The sequence below is a fragment of the Streptomyces sp. NPDC032091 genome (assembly GCF_055580265.1).
Genome location: NZ_JBVILR010000022.1, coordinates 83,678 through 103,873, shown reverse-complemented (window position 1 = coordinate 103,873; position 20,196 = coordinate 83,678). Strand labels below are relative to the sequence as shown.

Annotated in this window: 15 protein-coding genes; 8 read left to right on the top strand and 7 right to left on the bottom strand. The window is 71.7% G+C overall.

Features of this window, described 5'->3' with window-relative positions; all coding sequences use genetic code 11:
* Positions 1-72 precede the first annotated feature (72 nt).
* A complete protein-coding gene (locus ACZ5NJ_RS29765) occupies positions 73-927 on the bottom strand; it encodes a hypothetical protein (RefSeq protein ID WP_468768786.1) in 855 nt (284 codons plus the stop codon).
* A 499-nt stretch (positions 928-1,426) separates the two neighbouring features.
* Here ACZ5NJ_RS29765 and ACZ5NJ_RS29760 point away from each other — a divergent pair, with 499 nt between their 5' ends.
* The 4 genes from ACZ5NJ_RS29760 (at position 1,427) to glgB (ending at position 9,019) form a co-directional block, all read left to right on the top strand.
* A complete protein-coding gene (locus ACZ5NJ_RS29760; RefSeq protein ID WP_468768784.1) occupies positions 1,427-3,421 on the top strand; it encodes an alpha-1,4-glucan--maltose-1-phosphate maltosyltransferase in 1,995 nt (664 codons plus the stop codon).
* On the top strand, positions 3,418-5,112 hold the full coding sequence (gene treS / locus ACZ5NJ_RS29755) for a maltose alpha-D-glucosyltransferase (protein ID WP_468768782.1): 1,695 nt from the start codon (positions 3,418-3,420) through the stop codon (positions 5,110-5,112). Before ACZ5NJ_RS29760 ends, treS begins: the two co-directional genes overlap by 4 nt.
* A 185-nt stretch (positions 5,113-5,297) precedes the next feature.
* Positions 5,298-6,731, top strand: coding sequence for a maltokinase N-terminal cap-like domain-containing protein (locus tag ACZ5NJ_RS29750; protein WP_468768781.1), 1,434 nt, complete (start codon positions 5,298-5,300; stop codon positions 6,729-6,731).
* Positions 6,728-9,019, top strand: a complete 2,292-nt coding sequence (glgB, locus tag ACZ5NJ_RS29745) for a 1,4-alpha-glucan branching enzyme (RefSeq protein ID WP_468768780.1) — start codon at positions 6,728-6,730, stop codon at positions 9,017-9,019. Before ACZ5NJ_RS29750 ends, glgB begins: the two co-directional genes overlap by 4 nt.
* On the opposite strand, the gene ACZ5NJ_RS29740 is transcribed toward glgB, so the two are convergent.
* A complete protein-coding gene (locus ACZ5NJ_RS29740; protein WP_468768779.1) occupies positions 9,009-9,353 on the bottom strand; it encodes a thioredoxin family protein in 345 nt (114 codons plus the stop codon). The two genes, glgB and ACZ5NJ_RS29740, sit on opposite strands and share 11 nt — an antisense overlap.
* A complete protein-coding gene (locus ACZ5NJ_RS29735; RefSeq protein WP_468768777.1) occupies positions 9,350-9,757 on the bottom strand; it encodes a MerR family transcriptional regulator in 408 nt (135 codons plus the stop codon). Before ACZ5NJ_RS29735 ends, ACZ5NJ_RS29740 begins: the two co-directional genes overlap by 4 nt.
* Positions 9,758-10,160: 403 nt before the next feature.
* Between ACZ5NJ_RS29735 and ACZ5NJ_RS29730 the strand changes: the two genes are divergently transcribed.
* Positions 10,161-10,784 carry an XRE family transcriptional regulator gene (locus tag ACZ5NJ_RS29730; protein WP_468768852.1) on the top strand — a complete coding sequence of 208 codons (624 nt, stop codon included), beginning with the start codon at positions 10,161-10,163 and terminating at the stop codon, positions 10,782-10,784.
* A gap of 82 nt (positions 10,785-10,866) precedes the next feature.
* Here the strand turns inward: ACZ5NJ_RS29730 and ACZ5NJ_RS29725 are convergent, their stop codons facing one another.
* Positions 10,867-11,892 carry an ATP-dependent 6-phosphofructokinase gene (locus tag ACZ5NJ_RS29725; RefSeq protein WP_468768775.1) on the bottom strand — a complete coding sequence of 342 codons (1,026 nt, stop codon included), beginning with the start codon at positions 11,890-11,892 and terminating at the stop codon, positions 10,867-10,869.
* A gap of 263 nt (positions 11,893-12,155) precedes the next feature.
* On the opposite strand from ACZ5NJ_RS29725, the gene pta reads away from it, so the two are divergent.
* From pta to pyk, 3 genes are all read left to right on the top strand, one after another.
* Complete coding sequence (pta, locus tag ACZ5NJ_RS29720; RefSeq protein WP_468768774.1) at positions 12,156-14,249, top strand: phosphate acetyltransferase; 2,094 nt, start codon at positions 12,156-12,158, stop codon at positions 14,247-14,249.
* Positions 14,250-14,342: 93 nt separating this feature from the next.
* The gene (locus ACZ5NJ_RS29715; RefSeq protein ID WP_468768772.1) at positions 14,343-15,557 is read left to right on the top strand and encodes an acetate/propionate family kinase; all 1,215 of its coding nucleotides are present in this window, start codon (positions 14,343-14,345) and stop codon (positions 15,555-15,557) included.
* A 62-nt stretch (positions 15,558-15,619) separates the two neighbouring features.
* The gene (gene pyk / locus ACZ5NJ_RS29710) at positions 15,620-17,050 is read left to right on the top strand and encodes a pyruvate kinase (RefSeq protein WP_468768770.1); all 1,431 of its coding nucleotides are present in this window, start codon (positions 15,620-15,622) and stop codon (positions 17,048-17,050) included.
* 114 nt (positions 17,051-17,164) lie between these two features.
* Here the strand turns inward: pyk and ACZ5NJ_RS29705 are convergent, their stop codons facing one another.
* From ACZ5NJ_RS29705 to ACZ5NJ_RS29695, 3 genes are all read right to left on the bottom strand, one after another.
* Positions 17,165-18,475 (bottom strand): hypothetical protein, encoded by a 1,311-nt coding sequence (locus ACZ5NJ_RS29705; protein ID WP_468768850.1) that lies wholly within the window; start codon positions 18,473-18,475, stop codon positions 17,165-17,167.
* Positions 18,465-19,016: a DUF6114 domain-containing protein gene (locus ACZ5NJ_RS29700; protein ID WP_468768769.1), complete on the bottom strand. Its 552-nt coding sequence runs from the start codon at positions 19,014-19,016 to the stop codon at positions 18,465-18,467. Before ACZ5NJ_RS29700 ends, ACZ5NJ_RS29705 begins: the two co-directional genes overlap by 11 nt.
* Positions 19,017-19,130: 114 nt before the next feature.
* Positions 19,131-19,775 carry a DUF6230 family protein gene (locus ACZ5NJ_RS29695; protein WP_468768768.1) on the bottom strand — a complete coding sequence of 215 codons (645 nt, stop codon included), beginning with the start codon at positions 19,773-19,775 and terminating at the stop codon, positions 19,131-19,133.
* Positions 19,776-20,196: the final 421 nt, after the last annotated feature.

Genomic DNA, 20,196 nt, shown 5'->3' with positions numbered 1-20,196 from the left:
TCCACCTTCGCAGGGGATGACGGATCGGAGCGGCCGCACCACGCTGTGCGGGCGCGCAACGCCTCCGGAAATCTACTGCGGGATCCGGTCGCCGGGCGGCCGTTCGTCCAACAGGTCCGCCAGGTACGGGCGCAGCGCGGGCGGTACGAGATCGCGTTCGAGGCCGCGGAGCAGGACCAGGACCGGGGCGGAGACGAAGTACCCCAGCCGCAGCAGGGCGTGCAGTTCGCTCTCCAGCGCCTCGGGGTCGGTCTCGGCGACGGCGGCGCGGGCCAGGGCGGCGCACAGCCGGCGGCCGGCGTCGGCGTCCCAGGCGTCGGGCCAGTCGGCGGCCTCGTCGGCGGCCAGGCTCCGCACCCGGGGGTCGGGGTCCCGCAGCCGCCGTACGCACTCGCGGGCGCGGGGGTCGGCGTCGAGCCGGTCCCACTCCTCCAGCCCGCGCGCCCCGGCCCCGGTCAGCAGGACCCGGGCGGTGCTGCCGGCGTCGAGCCGCTCGACGGCCCGTCCGTAGAGCTCGATGCGCTCCAGCACCACCCACGCCCCGTCGGGGGTGCGCAGCCGCGAGCCGGTCCGCGGCGCCCCGCGCAGGCAGCGCACCACGGCGAGGGTGGCGGTTCCGCCGGGGGTGACGGGCGCGGAGACCTGGAGCCGTCCGGCCCGCGCGAGGAGGCGTTCCAGCGCGGGCGGGGCGGGCCAGATCCGGCCGAGTCGCCGGAGCCCGAGGTCGCTGACTCCGCCCTCGACGGCGACGAGCGCGCCGAGCTGTGCCTCCAGCGCGCCGGGGTCCTCCTCGGCGCAGGCGGCCTCGACGAGCACCCCGGCCAGCTCCTCCTCCGAGCCGGGGTCCCACACGGCGCCGCTCACCCGCCGCGCGGCCCGTTCGCGCTGCCGGGGGTCGGGATGCACGAGCTGCTCGGTCAGACCCATGCCGCGCATTCTCGCGCGGATCGGGCGCCCGGGTGACCCCTTCCGAAGTGCTGAAACCCCGTCAGTCGCGGGCGGTCGGCGAGCGGGACGCCGTCCGGCAGCGGGGCGCCCCCAGGGGCCGGTGGGGTCAGCGGGGCGAGGGGTGCGGGGGTGCCTCGTTGGACGTCACTTGGTCCTCGCCGACTTGACGGAGCCTCGGCGGATGTCGAGCGGACCCTTGGGGAATGGGGCGCTCCCTACGTACGAGTAGTTGACCGACAGCACGGATTGGGCGCCGGGAGATTGGGAAGGGCTGAGCGGGTACACGCGGTACACGCACGGCAGCACCCTCCCCCGACCTTCTCCCGCCACCCGAGTGAACGCGGACAGGAGCGGCCATGCCCGCAGCCCAGCCGTCTTCCGAGCGGCTAGAAACAGAGCGAACAGAGCGTGCACTACCAGCCGTGATTCCGGCTGGCCCGTCACCGAGTCCTGCGAACTGCCTTCAGGTGATCCCATCATGATCGGTCGCATTCCCGTGCTGGACGTCCTCCCCGCCGTCGACTGCGGCGCCAGACCCGCCAAAGCGGTGGTGGACGAGGTCTTCGAGATTTCCGCCACCATCTTCCGGGAGGGTCACGACGCCGTTTCCGCCCATGTGGTCCTGCGTGATCCGAGCGGGCGGCTGCGCCCGCCGGTCCCGATGCGCGAGCTGGCCCCCGGTACCGACCGGTGGGGGGCCCGGGTCTCCGCCGAGGTCGAGGGGAGGTGGACGTACACCGTCGAGGCGTGGAGCGACCCGGTGGCCACCTGGCGGGCCCACGCCGCGGTGAAGATCCCGGCGGGCATCGACACCGGGCTGGTGTTCCTGGAGGGCGCCGAGCTCTACGAGCGGGCGGCCGCCAAGGTTCCCAAGCGCGACGGGCGCGAGGCCGTGCTGGCCGCGGCGGACGCGATGCGCGACGAGGACCTGCCCGTGGAGGTGCGCCACGCGGCCGCGCTCGCCCCGGCCGTCGACGCGGCGCTCGCGCGGCGCCCGTACCGGGAGCTGGTGACCTCCGCGAAGGCGCTGCCCCTGCTCGTCGAACGCAAGCGGGCCCTCTTCGGATCCTGGTACGAGATGTTCCCCCGCTCCGAGGGAGCGGTGGTGGAGCCCGGCTCGGCTCCGGTGAGCGGCACGTTCCGGACCGCCGCCGGCCGGCTTCCGGCCATTGCCGCCATGGGCTTCGACGTGGTGTACCTGCCGCCGATCCACCCGATCGGGTCGACCTACCGCAAGGGCCCCAACAACACGCTTTCGGCCGGAAGTTGGGATCCCGGGGTGCCGTGGGCGATCGGCTCCCCGGAGGGCGGGCACGACGCCGTCCACCCCGACCTGGGGACGCTGGAGGACTTCGACGCCTTCGTGGCGCGGGCCCGCGAACTGGGCATGGAGATCGCCCTCGACTTCGCCCTGCAGTGCTCCCCGGACCACCCCTGGGTGGACAAGCACCCGGAGTGGTTCCGCCACCGCGCCGACGGGACGATCGCCTACGCCGAGAACCCGCCGAAGAAGTACCAGGACATCTACCCCGTCCACTTCGACACCGACATGGCCGGGATCGTCGAGGAGACCTGCCGGATCCTGCGGCACTGGATGGACCACGGCGTCCGGATCTTCCGGGTGGACAACCCGCACACCAAGCCGGTCGTCTTCTGGCAGAAGGTGATCGCGGACATCAACAAGTCCGACCCCGACGTGATCTTCCTGGCGGAAGCCTTCACCCGCCCGGCCATGATGCGGGCGCTGGCCTCGGTCGGCTTCCAGCAGTCGTACACGTACTTCACCTGGCGCAACACCAAGGCGGAGCTGACCGAGTACCTGACCGAGCTGTCCGGGACCCGCTCGGCCTCCGTGATGCGGCCGAACTTCTTCGTCAACACGCCCGACATCCTCCACGCGTACCTCCAGAAGGGCGGCCGCCCGGCGTTCGAGGTCCGCGCGGTCCTCGCCGCCACCCTCTCCCCCACCTGGGGCGTCTACGCCGGTTACGAGCTGTGCGAGAACGAGCCGGTGCGCGAGGGCAGCGAGGAGTACCTGAACTCCGAGAAGTACGAGCTACGCCCGCGCGACTGGGCGGCCGCCGACCGCGAGGGCCGCACCATCGCCCCGCTGATCACCACCCTGAACCGGCTGCGCCGGCGCAACCCGGCCCTCCAGCAGCTGCGGGACCTCCACTTCCACGCGACCGACAACGAACAGGTGATCGCCTATTCGAAGCACGCGGGTGGCAATTCCGTACTGGTGGTCGTCAACCTCGATCCGCACCACACCCAGGAGGCGACGGTCTCGTTGGACATGCCGGTACTCGGCCTCGACTGGCACGGGTCCCTCGCGGTGCGCGACGAGCTCACCGGCGAGACCTATCACTGGGGCAGGGCGAACTACGTGCGTTTGGAACCGGGCCGTACGCCCGCGCACGTCCTGGCCGCTCTGCGACCGTCCCCGCCCACCGGAGGGTCACCCACCACATGATGATCAACGATCCCGTCCCCGACACCTTCGAGGACACCCCCGCCAAGGACCGCGACCCCGACTGGTTCAAGCGGGCCGTCTTCTACGAGGTCCTCGTCCGCTCCTTCCACGACAGCAACGGCGACGGCGTCGGGGACCTCAAGGGGCTCACCCAGAAGCTGGACTACCTCCAGTGGCTGGGCGTCGACTGCCTCTGGCTGCCGCCGTTCTTCGCCTCGCCGCTGCGCGACGGCGGCTACGACGTCTCCGACTACACCTCCGTGCTCCCCGAGTTCGGAGACCTCGCCGACTTCGTGGAGTTCGTGGACGCCGCGCACAGCCGCGGCATGCGGGTGATCATCGACTTCGTCATGAACCACACCAGCGACCAGCACGAGTGGTTCCAGCAGTCCCGCAAGGATCCGGACGGTCCCTACGGGGACTACTACATGTGGGCGGACAACGACAAGCAGTACCAGGACGCCCGGATCATCTTCATCGACACCGAGACCTCGAACTGGACGTACGACCCGGTCCGCAAGCAGTACTACTGGCACCGCTTCTTCTCGCACCAGCCGGACCTCAACTACGAGAACCCGGCCGTCGTCGAGGAGATCGTCTCCGCCCTCCGCTTCTGGCTGGACCTCGGCATCGACGGCTTCCGCCTCGACGCCGTGCCCTACCTGTACGCCGAGGAGGGCACCAACTGCGAGAACCTGCCGCGCACCCACGAGCTCCTCAAGCGGGTCAGAGCGGAGATCGACGCGCACTACCCGGACACCGTCCTGCTCGCCGAGGCCAACCAGTGGCCCGAGGACGTCGTGGACTACTTCGGGAACTACGCGACCGGCGGGGACGAGTGCCACATGGCCTTCCACTTCCCCGTCATGCCGCGCATCTTCATGGCCGTGCGCCGCGAGTCGCGCTACCCCGTCTCGGAGATCCTGGCCAAGACCCCGGCGATCCCGGACCGCTGCCAGTGGGGCATCTTCCTGCGCAACCACGACGAGCTCACCCTCGAAATGGTCACGGACGAAGAGCGCGACTACATGTACTCCGAGTACGCCAAGGACCCCCGGATGCGCGCCAACATCGGCATCCGGCGCCGCCTCGCCCCGCTCCTGGACAACGACCGCAACCAGATCGAGCTGTTCACCGCCCTGCTGCTGTCCCTGCCCGGCTCGCCGATCCTCTACTACGGCGACGAGATCGGCATGGGCGACAACATCTGGCTGGGCGACCGCGACGGCGTGCGCACGCCCATGCAGTGGACCCCCGACCGCAACGCCGGTTTCTCCTCCTGCGATCCGGGAAGGCTGAACCTGCCGGTCATCATGGACCCGGTCTACGGGTACACGGTCACCAACGTCGAGGCGGCCATGGCGTCGCCCTCCTCACTGCTGCACTGGACCCGCAGGCTCATCGAGATCCGCAAGGTGAACCCCGCCTTCGGACTCGGCTCGTACACCGAACTGCCCTCGTCCAACCCGGCCGTCCTCGCGTTCCTGCGCGAGTACGGGGACGACCTGGTGCTGTGCGTGCACAACTTCTCGCGCTTCGCGCAGCCCACCGAGCTGGACCTGAGGTCGTTCAACGGGCGGGTCCCGGTGGAGCTCACGGGTGACGTGCGCTTCCCGCCGATCGGCGAGTGGCCGTACCTGCTGACCCTGGCGGGCCACGGCTTCTACTGGTTCCGCCTGCGCCGGGAGTAGGCGCCGGCGTTAGGCCAGTCGCGCGAACCTGCGCGTACCGGAACGGGGCGGGCACTCCAACGGGTCAACGCCCGCCCCTGTACGGAGCATCCTGACCCGACACTCGCACTTACCGGAGAAGCAACTGCCGCACATCCGGGACACTCTGCGCATTCTGTGACGGCCCGGGGAAAGGACGCGACGCCATGTCGGAGGCTGCATCCGCCCGGAGCCGGCTGGCGGCCGACCGGGCCGCCGGGATCGGCCCGCTCGAACCGATGCTGAGGGAATGGCTGCCCGCGCAGCGCTGGTTCGCGGGCAAGGGACGCGGGATCGGCCGGCTGCGGCCCGTCTCGGCGGCCGAGCTGCTACCCCCGGGCTCCAGCCCGGGACTGCTGCACCTGCTGCTCGACGTGGACGGGGACTGCTACCAAGTGCTGCTGGGCATCCGCCCATCCCCGCTGCCGCCCGCCCTCGCCCCCGCCCTGATCGGACACCCGGGCTCCGGCCCGTACGCCGGCATGGCGGTGTACGCCGCCCTGGGCGACCCCCGGCTCGCCGCCCTGCTGCTGGAGCGGCTGCGCTCCCCCGGCACCCTGGGCCCCCTCCGCTTCGACCGGGACCCGGACACCCCGATCGAACCCGGCCTGACCCCCCGCCCGCTGTCCGGGGAACAGACCAACTCCTCGCTGATCTACGGGGACACGTACATCCTGAAGGTGTTCCGCCGGGTCGGCCCCGGGATCAACCCGGACCTGGAACTGCCCAGAGCGCTCGCCGCCGCCGGCTGCTCCCGCGTCCCGGCCCCGGTCGCCTGGTACGAGGCCGCGCCCGACGGTGGAGAACCGTTGACCCTCGGCGTGCTCCAGCCCTACCTGCGCGGCTCCGACGACGGCTGGCAGCTGGCCCTGCGCCGGCTCGGCGCCGGCGCCGACTTCACCGCCGAGGCCCACGCCCTGGGCCGGGCCACCGCCGAGGTGCACAGCGCCCTCGCCGACGCCCTGCCCACCCTGGCCCTGGGCCCCGAGCAGACCGCCCGGCTCGCCGCCGGGATGACCGCCCGGCTGGCCGCCACCGCCCGCGAGGTCCCCGCGCTGCGGCCCTACGAGGCCGGGCTGCGCGGCGCCTTCGACGCCCTGGCCGCCTCCCGGGGCGCCGGGGTGCCCGCCCAGCGCATCCACGGCGACCTCCACCTGGGCCAGACCCTGCGCACCGCCGACGGCAGCTGGGCCCTGATCGACTTCGAGGGCGAGCCCGCCCGCCCGCTGGCCGACCGCCGCCGCCCCGAACCGGCCGTCCGCGACATCGCCGGGATACTGCGCTCCTTCGACTACGCCGCCCGCTCCCACCGGCCCTTCGCCCCCGCCTGGGCCGACGCCTGCCGGGCCGCGTTCTGCGAGGGCTACGCCCGCACCACCGGCCGCGACCCGCGCGAGGACCCGGTCCTGCTGCGCGCGTACGAGACCGACAAGGCGGTGTACGAGGCCCGCTACGAGTTCCGGCACCGCCCCGACTGGCTGCACGTCCCGATGGCGGCGATCCGCCGGCTGTCGGCGCCCGAACGCCCCGCCCACCGCATGCCCCCGCCCGTACCCGGCACCACACCCCACCCGAAGCCCCCGAGGAGGCCGCTCGCGTGAGCGCCGCACGACAGCCGTCACCGACCGCCCGCGAGGAAGCCGTGGCGGCCCCCGAGTCCGCGAACGCGAAACGCCCCCGCACCCCGCGCGCCCGCCGCGCCGCCCCACCGCACGGGGTCCGTCCGGCCCCCGCGCTGGAGGCGGGGGAACGGGCCCGGCTGCTGGAGGGCCGCCACCACGACCCGCACGCGCTGCTGGGCGCCCGCGCCCAGCGGGACGGGGTGGCCTTCCGGGTGCTGCGCCCGTACGCCAAGGCCGTCACCGTCGTGGCGAAGGGGCTGCGGGCCGAGCTCCTCGACGAGGGGGACGGGCTGTTCTCCGGGGTGCTGCCGCTGACCGGGGTACCGGACTACCGGCTCCTGGTGGCGTACGAGAGCGACGAGATCGAGGTCCACGACCCGTACCGGTTCCTGCCCACCCTCGGCGACCTGGACCTGCACCTGATCGGCGAGGGCCGGCACGAGGAGCTGTGGACGGCGCTGGGCTCGCAGGTCATGGAGCACCAGGGCGTGGCCGGCACCCGGTTCACGGTGTGGGCGCCGAACGCGCAGGGCGTCCGGGTCAGCGGGGACTTCTCGTACTGGGACCCGGTGGCGTACCCGATGCGCTCGCTGGGCTCGACCGGGGTGTGGGAGCTGTTCCTGCCGGGCGTGGGCGAGGGGACCCTGTACAAGTACGACATCACCCGCCCGGACGGCGGACACACCCTGCGCGCCGACCCGATGGCCCGCCACGCGGAGGTCCCGCCGGCCAACGCCTCGGTGGTCACGGCGTCCCGCTACGAGTGGGGCGACGCCCGGTGGATGGCCGCGCGGGGGCTGCGGCCGGTGCACCAGTCGCCGATGTCGGTGTACGAGCTGCACCTGGCGTCGTGGCGGCCGGGGCTGAGCTACCGCAGCCTGGCCGAGCAGCTGCCCTCGTACGTCAAGGAGCTGGGCTTCACGCACGTGGAGTTCATGCCGGTCGCCGAGCACCCCTTCGGCGGCTCGTGGGGCTACCAGGTGACCGGCTTCTACGCGCCGACCTCGCGGCTGGGCACCCCGGACGACTTCCGGTTCCTGGTGGACTCGCTGCACCGGGCCGGGATCGGGGTGATCGTCGACTGGGTGCCCGCGCACTTCCCGCGCGACGACTGGGCGCTGGCCGAGTTCGACGGGCGGGCGCTGTACGAGCACCAGGACCCGCGCCGGGCCGCGCACCCCGACTGGGGGACGCTGGAGTTCGACTACGGGCGCAAGGAGGTGCGCAACTTCCTCGTGGCCAACGCCGTGTACTGGTGCCAGGAGTTCCACGTGGACGGGCTGCGCGTGGACGCGGTGGCCTCGATGCTGTACCTGGACTACTCGCGCGACGAGGGCGACTGGTCGCCGAACGAACACGGCGGCCGGGAGAACCTGGACGCGGTGGCGCTGCTCCAGGAGATGAACGCGACGGTCTACCGGCGCTGCCCGGGCGCGGTGACGATCGCCGAGGAGTCCACGGCCTGGAACGGGGTGACCCGGCCGACGGACTCGGGCGGCCTGGGCTTCGGGCTGAAGTGGAACATGGGCTGGATGCACGACACGCTGCGGTACGTGTCGAAGGAGCCGGTGCACCGCAAGTACCACCACCACGACATGACCTTCGGGATGGTGTACGCGTTCAGTGAGAACTACGTGCTGCCGATCTCGCACGACGAGGTGGTGCACGGCAAGCGGTCGCTGGTGTCGAAGATGCCGGGCGACTGGTGGCAGCAGCGGGCCACGCACCGGGCGTACCTGGGGTTCATGTGGGCCCACCCGGGCAAGCAGCTGCTGTTCATGGGGCAGGAGTTCGCGCAGGGTTCGGAGTGGTCGGAGACGTACGGGCCGGACTGGTGGGTGCTGGACTCCTCGTACCCGGCGGCCGGGGACCACCGGGGGGTACGGGAGCTGGTGGGCGACCTGAACCGGGCGTACACGGCGGCGCCCGCGCTGTGGGAGCGGGACTCGGTGCCGGAGGGCTTCGCGTGGGTGGAGGCGGACGCCGCCGACGACAACGTCTTCGCGTTCCTGCGGTACGCGGGCGACGGCTCGCCGCTGCTGTGCGTGTCGAACTTCTCGCCGGTGGTCCGGCACGGGTACCGGATCGGGGTGCCGGAGGAGGTCCCGCTGTGGCGGGAGGTCCTCAACACGGACCGGGAGGTGTACGGCGGGAGCGGCGTCCACCACGAACGCCCGCTGCGCCCCGAGCCGGTGCCGGCCCAGGGGCGCGGGAAGAGCCTGCGGATGACGCTCCCGCCGATGGCGACGCTCTGGTTCAGGCCGTGACGAGCGCCTCCTCCAGCTCTAGGAGGAGGCGGCGCTTGGGGCGGGCGCCGGTGATCTGCCGGACGGGCTCGCCCTCGCGGAAGAGGAGCATGGTCGGCATGGCCAGCACCCCGTAGCGCGTGACGGCCCCGGGGTTGGAGTCCGCGTCGATCTGCACCACCTTGAGGCGCCCCGCCTGCTCGGCCGCCACGGCGGACAGCACGGGGGCGAGCTGGCGGCAGGGGCCGCACCAGTCCGCGGTGAACTCCACCAGGACGGCGCGGTCCCGTTCGGCCAGCACCTCCGTCGCGAAGTCCGCGTCGGTCACCTCGGCCACACCCTTGGCGTGGATCATCGTGTTCCCCTCTCCCAGCCGGTCATCTCGCAGCGCGGCTGTGCCTCTCCGGCGGCCTCCTCAGCCGCCGCCAACTGGTGCGCGACCTGCTCGCGTACGTCGGCCAGCCGGCCGATCAGCCCGTCGAGCTCGGCGAGCTTGCGCCGGTAGACGGCGAGCGAGGCGGGGCAGCTGTCGCCGGCCGGGTGGCCGTCGCGCAGGCAGTCGACGAAGGGGCGGGTGTCCTCCAGGTCGAAGCCGAAGCCCTGGAGGGTACGGATCTGGAGCAGGAGCCGCAGGTCGTCCTCGTCGTAGTCGCGGTAGCCGTTGCCGGTCCGCCGGGCGGTCAGGAGACCGCGCGACTCGTAGTACCTCAGCGTGCGGGTGCTGGTCCCGGCCCGTTTCGCCAGTTCGCCGATGCGCATGGGCCGACCGTATTCCTTGACGCCGACGTCAGGGAAAGGGGCGTGGGCGGGTGTCCGGGGGCCCTCGCCACCCCCGTATGCGAGGGCCCCGCCATGGATCACGTACGGCCTGGGGGTGTGGTTCACGGTGTGTGGCCGGGATCACGCCACGAGTACGGAAAGCCGCCTGAAATGGAGTGGCCGGATCCGTACGCTGTAAATGGATCTTCCGACTATCCGATTACCGGACAGTCGCCGGGCAAACCGCATAAAGTCATGAACTCCATAGGACTTTCCTACGAGTTATTGGCTTGTTTGAACGGCCTGTAGTCGCCGGGCCTTGGCCACTTCTACCGTGTGCCATGTGCACTCCAGCCCACCTTTCAATGCCCCCGCCGCGCGTCGCCTGCGCGCGGCCCTGGGCATGGCGCCCGGTCATGTCGCCTACGGCCTGCGGGCCCAGTACGGCCTGCTCGTCGCGCCCGAGACCGTGATGGCCTGGGAGCAGGGCGAGCAGTCGCCCAGCTCCGCCGAGCTCACCGCCCTCGCCGGCGTGCTCTGGTGTTCTCCCGGGGAACTGCTCGCCGAGCCCGTCACCCTGCGGGAGCACCGGATGGCCCGGGGCCTGGACCCCGAGGACCTGGCCCGCCGCGTCGGCGTCGAGCCGAACGCGTACCTGAAGATGGAGGAGAGCGGGCGCTGGAAGGGCAACGAGCGCCAGTCCGCCGCCCTGGCCTCGGCCCTCAAGCTGAGCCTGGCCCAGTTCGTGGGGGTGACCGGCAGGCAGGAGGAGCTCGACGGGCTGCTGCGCAGCGCCGCCACCACTCGCTGGCAGGCGTACGTCAAGCCGCTGGCCAAGCTGCTGCCGGTGCCCAAGGCCCATCTGGAGCGGGTCCTGGAGCTGCTCCACAACGAGTACCAGCAGCGGATGGTGGCCACCGTCAGCTGGGGTGGCGGCGACAGCTCGACCTGGACCGGCGACGCCGGCCGGGAGTACCTGGACGCGATCTCGGAGCGGTTCTGGTCGCTGGCCGGCGGTGCGGGATAGGACACGACCGGGGCCGTCCGGCGCGGAACCGGTGACGGAGGTCCCGGCGGGCCGGGTCGCAGGGCCCGGCCCGCGGGGCGCGTCAGAAGACGGACTCGGCCTCGTACATGCGGTCGTCGGGGACCGTCTTCAGCTCGGTCACGGCCTCCGCCAGCGGCGCCATGACCACGTCGGTGCCCCGCAGGGCGGTCATGTTGCCGAAGTCCCCGCGGTGGACGGCCTCGACGGCGTGCCAGCCGAAGCGGGTGGCCAGGACGCGGTCGTAGGCGGTGGGCACGCCGCCGCGCTGGACGTGGCCGAGGATGACCGGACGGGCCTCCTTGCCGAGGCGGTGCTCCAGCTCGACGGCCAGCCGGTTGCCGATGCCGGCGAAGCGCTCGTGGCCGTACGCGTCGATGGCGCCCTTCTCGTAGGGCATGGATCCCTCGGCCGGGTGCGCGCCCTCGGCGACGCAGATGACGGCGAACTTCTTCCCCCGGGCGAATCGTTCCTCCACCATCTTGACCAGGGCGTCCACCTCGAAGGGGCGCTCGGGCAGGCAGATGCCGTGGGCGCCGCCGGCCATCCCGGACTCCAGGGCGATCCAGCCCGCGTGCCGGCCCATGACCTCGACGACCATCACGCGCTGGTGCGATTCGGCGGTGGTCTTGAGGCGGTCGATGGCCTCGGTGGCGACGGTGACGGCGGTGTCGAAGCCGAAGGTGCGGTCGGTGGCGGAGATGTCGTTGTCGATGGTCTTCGGGACGCCGACGACCGGCATCCCGGCGTCCGCGAGCATCCGGGAGGCCGTCAGGGTGCCCTCGCCGCCGATCGGGATCAGGGCGTCGATCTGGTAGCGCCGCGCCAGCTCCTCGGCGTTCTCGGCGGCTTCGTGCAGCCGGGCGCGCTCCATGCGCGCCGAGCCGAGGATGGTGCCGCCGCGGGCGAGGATGCCGCTGACGGCGTTGATGTCCAGGGGGCGGTAGTGGCCGTCGAGGAGGCCCTTGAACCCGTCCTCGAAACCGATGACCTCGTCGCCGTGGCCGACCAGCGCGCGGTGTACGACCGACCGGATGACGGCGTTCAGGCCGGGACAGTCACCGCCTGCGGTGAGAACTCCGATGCGCATCGTCCTGTGTCTCCTGCTCCTGGTCGTCCTGGTCGCACTGGATGGTCGTGGTGACGGTCGCAGTGATGGTCGTATTGATCCCAGGTGTCCGATTGTTCCACGGCGCCCGGGTGCCCCGCGCTCCGCATTACTCCGCCCACCAGGCCTTTCGTCCCGGCCGCCCGGGACGTTCTTCCGGCGGGCGCATTATCCACTGACCGGGGTATTGTCAAGAGGTCGAGCCAGACCAAACGGATATCCACCAGCATGGACGGAGAGCACGCGTGACGCGCAGCGTGTACGTGACCGGGATCGAGCGGGGGGACGGCCGCCAGGTCGTCGAACTGGGGATCATGGAGCTGCTGACCCGCCAGACCGGCCGGGTCGGCGTCTACCGTCCGCTGCTGCACGACGCACCGGACCGCCTCTTCGACCTCGTCAAGGCCCGCTACCGGCTCGACCAGGACGCCTCGGCCGCGTACGGGATGGAGTACGGGGAGGCCTCGGCGGTGCTGGCCGAGAAGGGCACCGACGAACTGGTCTCCCGGCTCGTGGACCGCTACCACCGGGTGGCGCGCGACTACGAGGTCATGCTGGTCCTCGGCACCGACTACGCCGACACCAACCTCCCCGACGAGCTGGCGCTGAACGCCCGCCTCGCCAACGAGCTGGGGGCCGTCGTCGTTCCCGTCGTGGGGGGCACGGGGCAGCCCGCCGACGCGGTGCGCGCCGAGGCCCGCAACGCCTACCGGGCCTACGAGAGCCTGGGCTGCCACGTGGTGGCGATGGTGGTCAACCGGGTCGCCGCCGGCGACCGGGACTCCATAGCCGAGCGGCTCGCGGCCCGCCTCCCCGTGCCCTGCTACGTCCTGCCGGACGACAAGTCCCTGTCGGCCCCCACCGTCGCCCAGATCACCCGGGCGCTCGGCGGCGAGGTGCTCCTCGGCGACGACGCCGGGCTGGCGCGCGATGCCGTGGACTTCGTCTTCGGCGGCGCGATGCTGCCCAACTTCCTGGCCGCCCTGACCCCCGGCTGTCTGGTGGTCACCCCCGGGGACCGCGCCGACCTGGTCGTCGGCGCCCTGGCCGCGCACACCTCGGGCACCCCGCCGATCGCCGGCGTGCTGCTGACCCTGGGCGAGCGCCCGGGGCAGGACGTCCTGACCCTCGCCTCGAAGCTGGCGCCCGGCACCCCGGTGGTCTCGGTGGCCGGCAACAGCTTCCCGACGGCCGCCGAACTCTTCTCGCTGCAGAGCCGTTTGAACTCCGCGACCCCGCGCAAGCTGGAGACGGCCCTCGGCCTCTTCGAGCGGCACGTGAACACCTCCGAGCTGCGCGGTCTGCTGTCGGTGGCCCGCTCGGAGCGCGTCACCCCGATGATGTTCGAGCACGAGCTGCTGGAGCGGGCCCGCGCCGAGCGCCGGCGGGTGGTCCTGCCCGAGGGCACCGAGGAGCGGGTGCTGCGCGCCGCCGACGTGGTGCTGCGCCGCGGGGTCTGCGACCTGACCCTGCTGGGCGAGGAGCAGGCGATCCTGAAGAAGGCCGCCGATCTCGGCGTCGACATCTCGGCCGCGCAGCTCATCGACCCGGCGACCTCCCCGATGCGGGAACGCTTCGCCGAGTACTACGCGCAGGTCCGCGCCCACAAGGGCATGACCGTCGAGCTGGCCCATGACGTGGTCACCGACGTCAACTACTTCGGCACGCTGATGGTCCAGGAGGGCCTGGCCGACGGCATGGTCTCCGGCTCCGTGCACTCCACCGCCGCGACCATCCGCCCGGCCTTCGAGATCATCAAGACCAAGCCGGAGGCGTCGATCGTCTCCTCCGTCTTCTTCATGTGCCTGGCCGACCGGGTCCTCGTCTACGGGGACTGCGCGGTCAACCCGGACCCGAACGCCGAGCAGCTCGCCGACATCGCCGTCCAGTCGGCCGCCACGGCGGCGGCCTTCGGCGTCGAGCCGCGGATCGCGATGCTCTCGTACTCCACCGGCACCTCCGGCTCCGGCGCGGACGTGGAGAAGGTCCGCAAGGCCACCGAGATCGTCCGCGAGGGCCGTCCGGACCTGCTCGTCGAGGGCCCGATCCAGTACGACGCCGCCGTGGAGCCCTCGGTGGCGGCGACCAAGCTGCCGGGCTCCGACGTGGCCGGCCGGGCGAGCGTGCTGATCTTCCCGGACCTGAACACGGGCAACAACACGTACAAGGCGGTGCAGCGTTCGGCGGGCGCCGTCGCGGTCGGCCCCGTGCTCCAGGGCCTGCGCAAGCCGGTCAACGACCTCTCGCGCGGGGCGCTCGTCCAGGACATCGTCACCACGGTCGCGATCACCGCGATCCAGGCCCAGTCCCAGGGCACGCCGGCCGCCCCCACCGCCTGACCCTGCCTCACCGTCCCTGCGCCGTCTCCCCGTCCGTCCCTCGCTCCGCCCCTCCGCCCGTCCCTCCGCCCGTCCGAAGGAAAGACCCCCGCCGTGACCGCAACGCGCGTACTCGTCCTCAACTCCGGCTCCTCGTCGGTCAAGTACCAGCTCCTCGACATGGCGGACTCCTCCCGCCTGGCCGTGGGTCTGGTGGAGCGGATCGGGGAGGAGGGCTCGCGCCTGGTGCACGAGCCGCTCGCCGGGTCCGGGGCCGCCGGCGGCAGGCGCGAGCGGGCCGGGGCGATCGCGGACCACGGGGAGGCGCTGCGGGCGGTCGCCGAGGAGCTGGCCGCCGACGGCCTGGGCCTGGACTCCCCCGAACTGGCCGCCGTGGGGCACCGGGTGGTGCACGGCGGGACCCGGTTCACCGCCCCGACGGTGATCGACGACGAGGTGCTGGCGGAGATCCGCAGCCTGATCCCGCTGGCCCCGCTGCACAACCCGGCGAACGTGACGGGCATCGAGGTGGCGCGCGAGCTGCGCGCGGACCTGCCGCAGGTGGCCGTCTTCGACACGGCCTTCCACTCGACGATCCCGGAGCACGTGGCCCGGTACGCGATCGACGCGGCGACCGCCGAGAAGTACTCCGTCCGGCGGTACGGCTTCCACGGCACCTCCCACGCCTACGTGTCCCGGGCGACGGCCGCGCTGCTGGGCCGGGCGGTGGAGGACGTGAACGTGATCGTGCTGCACCTCGGCAACGGGGCCTCCGCCTCGGCCGTGCGCGGCGGGGTGTGCGTGGAGACCTCGATGGGCCTGACCCCGCTGGAGGGGCTGGTCATGGGGACCCGCTCGGGGGACCTGGACCCGGCGGTGATCTTCCACCTGGCGCGGGTGGGCGGACTGTCGGTCGACGAGATCGACTCGCTGCTCAACAAGAAGAGCGGTCTGCTGGGTCTGTGCGGCGACAACGACATGCGCGAGGTGACCCGGCGGGCGGAGGCGGGCGACGAGTCGGCGCGCCTGGCGCTGGCGGCGTACGTCCACCGGCTGAAGAAGTACATCGGCGCCTACACGGCGGTGCTGGGCCGGGTGGACGCGGTGGTGTTCACGGCCGGCGTCGGCGAGAACGCCTCGGTGGTGCGGGAGGCGGCGATTTCCGGACTGGAGGAGCTGGGGCTCGCGCTGGACCCGGAGGCGAACGCCGCACGCTCCCCCGAGCCCCGGTTGATCTCCACGGCCCGGTCCCGGGTGGCGGTGGCGGTGGTGCCCACGGATGAGGAGCTGGAGATCGCCACCCAGGCGTACGCGCTGGTTACCCAGTAGTCACTTGGACTTTCCACCAGACGGAATATTCCGCTACGAAACAAACGGATAGGATCCGCTTCATGCGCCGTTCCAAAATCGTCTGCACGCTGGGCCCCGCCGTCGACTCGCTTGAGCAGCTGAAAGCACTCATCGAGGCAGGTATGAACGTGGCCCGATTCAACTTCAGCCACGGTACCCAGGCAGAACACCAGGAGCGGTACGACCGCGTCCGGAGGGCTTGCGAGGAGACCGGGCGCGCGGTCGGCGTCCTCGCCGACCTCCAGGGTCCGAAGATCCGTCTGGAGACCTTCGCCGAGGGTCCCGTCGAGCTGGTGCGCGGTGACGAGTTCACCATCACCACCGAGGACGTCCCGGGCGACAAGTCCATCTGCGGCACCACCTACAAGGGCCTCCCGGGCGACGTCGCCAAGGGTGACCAGATCCTGATCAACGACGGCAACGTCGAACTGCGGGTGACCGAGGTCCAGGGCTCGCAGGTCAAGACCATCGTCATCGAGGGCGGTGTCATCTCGGACCACAAGGGCATCAACCTGCCGGGTGCCGCCGTGAACGTCCCCGCCCTGTCGGAGAAGGACGTCGACGACCTGCGCTTCGCCCTCCGCATGGGCTGCGACATGGTCGCCCTGTCCTTCGTCCGCGACGCCAACGACGTCAAGGACGTCCACCGCGTCATGGACGAGGAGGGCCGCCGGGTCCCCGTCATCGCCAAGGTGGAGAAGCCGCAGGCCGTCGAGAACATGGAGGCCGTGGTCGCGGCCTTCGACGCGGTCATGGTGGCCCGCGGCGACCTGGCCGTCGAGTACCCGCTCGAAAAGGTCCCGATGGTCCAGAAGCGGCTCATCGAGATGTGCCGCCGCAACGCCAAGCCGGTCATCGTCGCCACCCAGATGATGGAGTCGATGATCACCAACTCCCGCCCGACCCGCGCGGAAGCCTCCGACGTCGCCAACGCCATCCTCGACGGCGCCGACGCGGTCATGCTCTCGGCCGAGTCCTCGGTGGGCGCCTACCCGATCGAGACCGTCAAGACGATGTCGAAGATCGTCACGGCGGCCGAGGAGGAGCTCCTCTCCAAGGGCCTCCAGCCGCTGGTCCCGGGCAAGAAGCCGCGTACCCAGGGCGGCTCCGTCGCCCGCGCGGCCTGCGAGATCGCGGACTTCCTCGACGGCAAGGCCCTGGTCGCCTTCACCCAGTCCGGCGACACCGCCCGGCGCCTGTCCCGCTACCGCGCCCAGCAGCCGATCCTGGCGTTCACCACCGACGTGAACACCCGCAACCAGCTCACCCTGAGCTGGGGCGTCGAATCGGCCGTCGTCCCGCACGCGGACAGCACGGACGCGATGGTCGACCTGGTCGACGGCGAGGTGCTGAAGCTCCAGCGCTTCAACCCGGGCGACACCATGATCATCACCGCCGGCTCGCCCCCCGGCGTCCCGGGCACCACCAACATGGTCCGCGTCCACCACCTGGGCGGATCCACCCGCGACTGAGCCCCCGAAGCCCACCGCCTCTGCCGCACAGAGACCGAGGGCGGCACCCCGACCCCTTGACAGGGACCCGGGGTGCCGCCCTCGGTGTTTTCCTCGAACGCGGTGCCGCTCGTATTAGCCCTCCGGCGGGCCGATGTAGTTGTGCAGGCCCGGGACCGTGAGGTTGCCGCCGAACTGGCCGGCCTGGACGACCTTGACGTGCGTGAAGAACGCGAAGGGGACGTTCAGGGGCGGCGGGCTGTTCGGGGTGAACTCGATCGGGATGAGGCCGAAGAGGTTGCCCTTCAGGCTCTCCGTGTACATCGTGACCTTGCCGCCGCGGATCGTGGACGTGGAGCCCGGGCGCGACTTCAGGTGGGCGACGTTCCCCGTCTTGCCGACCGTCTGGTAGAGGTCCTTGATGTCCAGCGAGTCCGCCGTGAACTTCAGGACCTTCTTGGTGTGCCCGCTCGCCGTCTTCACCTCGACGATGCCCGCGTAGTCCAGGCCGTAGAGGGTCAGCAGGGAGCTGTCCAGGTACCAGGGCTCGTCGGGCAGGAGCGGGATGCCCGGCTCCAGCTTCGCGTCGGCCAGGGCCTTGGCGTCGAAGGTGGGGCAGGGGAAGGGCTGCTTGCCGTCCGGGTCCGCCGTGGCGGAGGGGGAGGGCGAGGCGTCCGCCTTGTCCGTGCCGGTCTTGTCCGCGTCGGCCGCCGTCTTGCCCGTCTCGTCCTTCGGGGTCTTGACGGTGTCCTTGACGTCCTGGGGCAGCTCCTCGACCGTGGCGCCGGCCTTCTTCGCGGCGTCGCGGATCGCGTCGGCCGTGGGGCCGGCGGCGGGGGCCTTGGGGGTGCTCGGGGCGGGAGTCGCGGGGGCGGCCGGCTTCTGCGCGCCCTGGAGGGGCTTGCCGAGGCCGTCCACCAGGCCCTTGAGGGCGTCGCCGACGCCCAGCGGGTCGAGCGGGTTGGGCGTCTTGGTCGCCGAGGGGGACGGGGAGGCGCTCGCGGACGGCTTGGCCGCCGGGGTCTGCGGCTTCCGCTCCTTCGGGGCCTCGGGCTGCTTCGCCGACGGGGTCGCCGCGGGGCTGGCACCCGGCTTCGGGGCCTGGCTCGCGCCCGGCGAGGGGCTCGCACCCGGCGACGTACCCGGGGAGGGCGTGGCGGACGGGGAGCCGGACGGGGAGGGCGAGGCCGAAGCGGAGGGCTCGTCGGAGCGTGTCACGCACGGGCCGGGCGCGAAGGGGATGTCCTTGTCGTCGGCCAGGGCCAGCTTGGGCGCCATGCCCATCCCGACGAGGACGGCCGTCGGCATCGCCGCGAGCGCCATCGTCCTGCCGACGGGTATCTGGAGCTTGTTCAGCAGCGACTTCCTGGGCGCCGCGTGGCGGCCCTTTCTCTCACGGGACTCTGCGCCGGGGGCGACCCCCCGCTGCGTCTCGTCACCCCGCACTGTTCCTCCCGCCATCGGCGTGGGCAGTCTTCTCGGTCACGTACGCCGTTTCCGTCTCACGGGGCCCCGGAATGCCGTGGAACGGGTCCACGGGCGCCGCCTCGGCCGCTTCGGCCTGCTCCGGCTCCTGCTCCGCCGGGTCGCCCGGCGACCACGCCAGCGCGAGGCATCCGCCGACCATGGCCATGAGGAAGCCGACGAAGAAGCCGCCGAGGTTGGACTTCGGGATCGACACCAGGGCCAGGAGGATCGCGGCGACACCCGCGAAGACCCGGATGCCCTGCTGGAACCAGAGGGCGATGCCCAGGGTGACCAGCAGGACGCCCAGGATCAACGAGACGGAGCCGGACGTCGTCGCGATCGCAAGGGTGACGTTGGCCAGCCGGATGTCCGCGAACGGGAAGTAGATGATCGGCACTCCGCCGAGGAGCGTGAACAGGCCGGCCCAGAAAGGACGGGTACCACGCCAGGCACGGAAGCGGAGGCGCATGACAGTGAGCCAGTGATCGTCTGCGGCGTGAACCGGGGCCTGGGGGTTCATGGACAACAGCTCCCTGGAAACGGTGGTACGGAGAACTCTGTGGAGCCCGGACGGGCGGGCACCGGCGGCCGCCGCCGCCCGCCCGTCCGGTCAGTCACACAGCCGGGACGAGGCTTACTTCTCGTCCTGGTAGCACGGCTGGTTGCCGCTGAGCAGGCGCAGCTTGAGGTCGGGCAGCGTGAAGGTGCCCGCCGTCGTCGCCCACGCCTTCTGGCGCACGTTCGTCAGCGTCGCCTTCTTGGCGCGCTGCGAGAACAGGCCGCCGTCCGCCACCGTGCCGGGGACCGGCTTGGTGGCGTGGCTGCCGTCGCCGACCGCGACACCGATGTCGAGCTGGTCGAACTTGGCGTCCGCGTCCAGCTCGGCGACGTCGAGGTAGATGTTCTCGGCGACGGCCGGCTTGCCCTTGTTGCCGGTGTGCAGCTGGAGCGTGATGGCGCCGAGGCCCGGCACCGGGGTGACCAGCGACTGGCACATGTTGGTGATCTCGGCGCGGCTGAAGCCGGAGATCGTCACGGGGTGCTTGCTGATGTCCTTGCTGCCGAGGGTCGCACCCTCGGCAACGCTGCCGTACTGGATCAGGTTGTCACCGACGAGCTGGTCGGCCGACACCTTGAAGTCCTGCCCGGACACGCTGAACGAGGCCGCGAGGGCACCCTGCGCCAGACCCACACCGACCGCGGCCGTGGCCGCGATGGACGGCACCATGACGAGCGCGAAGCGCTTCCATCTGGTCCCGCCACGAACCTGAGAACTCATTTCGTTCCTCCTTCTCGGACGTACATCTCCGGTCCGGACAGAGCCCGGCCTGGGATGGGAGAAGTGCTACGTCCTCGGGAAGGAGCGCAGGCGGCCGAGCCGCGGCGCAGCCGCGTCCGATACACCGGCGATCACCCCCGAGCGACAACCACTGGGCCACGCGTTCGCGCAACCTGGAGGACAGGCCCTGCCGGTGTGGCAGAGACCCCCCTGTCCACGGCCGGTGTGCGTGCCACCGGCCCACCCGGTGGGGACCCTCCGCCGCGGCCGCCGGGTGTGGCGGCTCTACGGGAAGGACCGAGCGTCGCCGATCGTGGTCCATTCCAGGCCGGGGCACAAGGGGGGTCGTTACTCGCGGGTAACGGCTGGGTAACCGCAGTGCTGCCCGGGGTCGCACGGCGGCCACACAGGGTGTCACCCT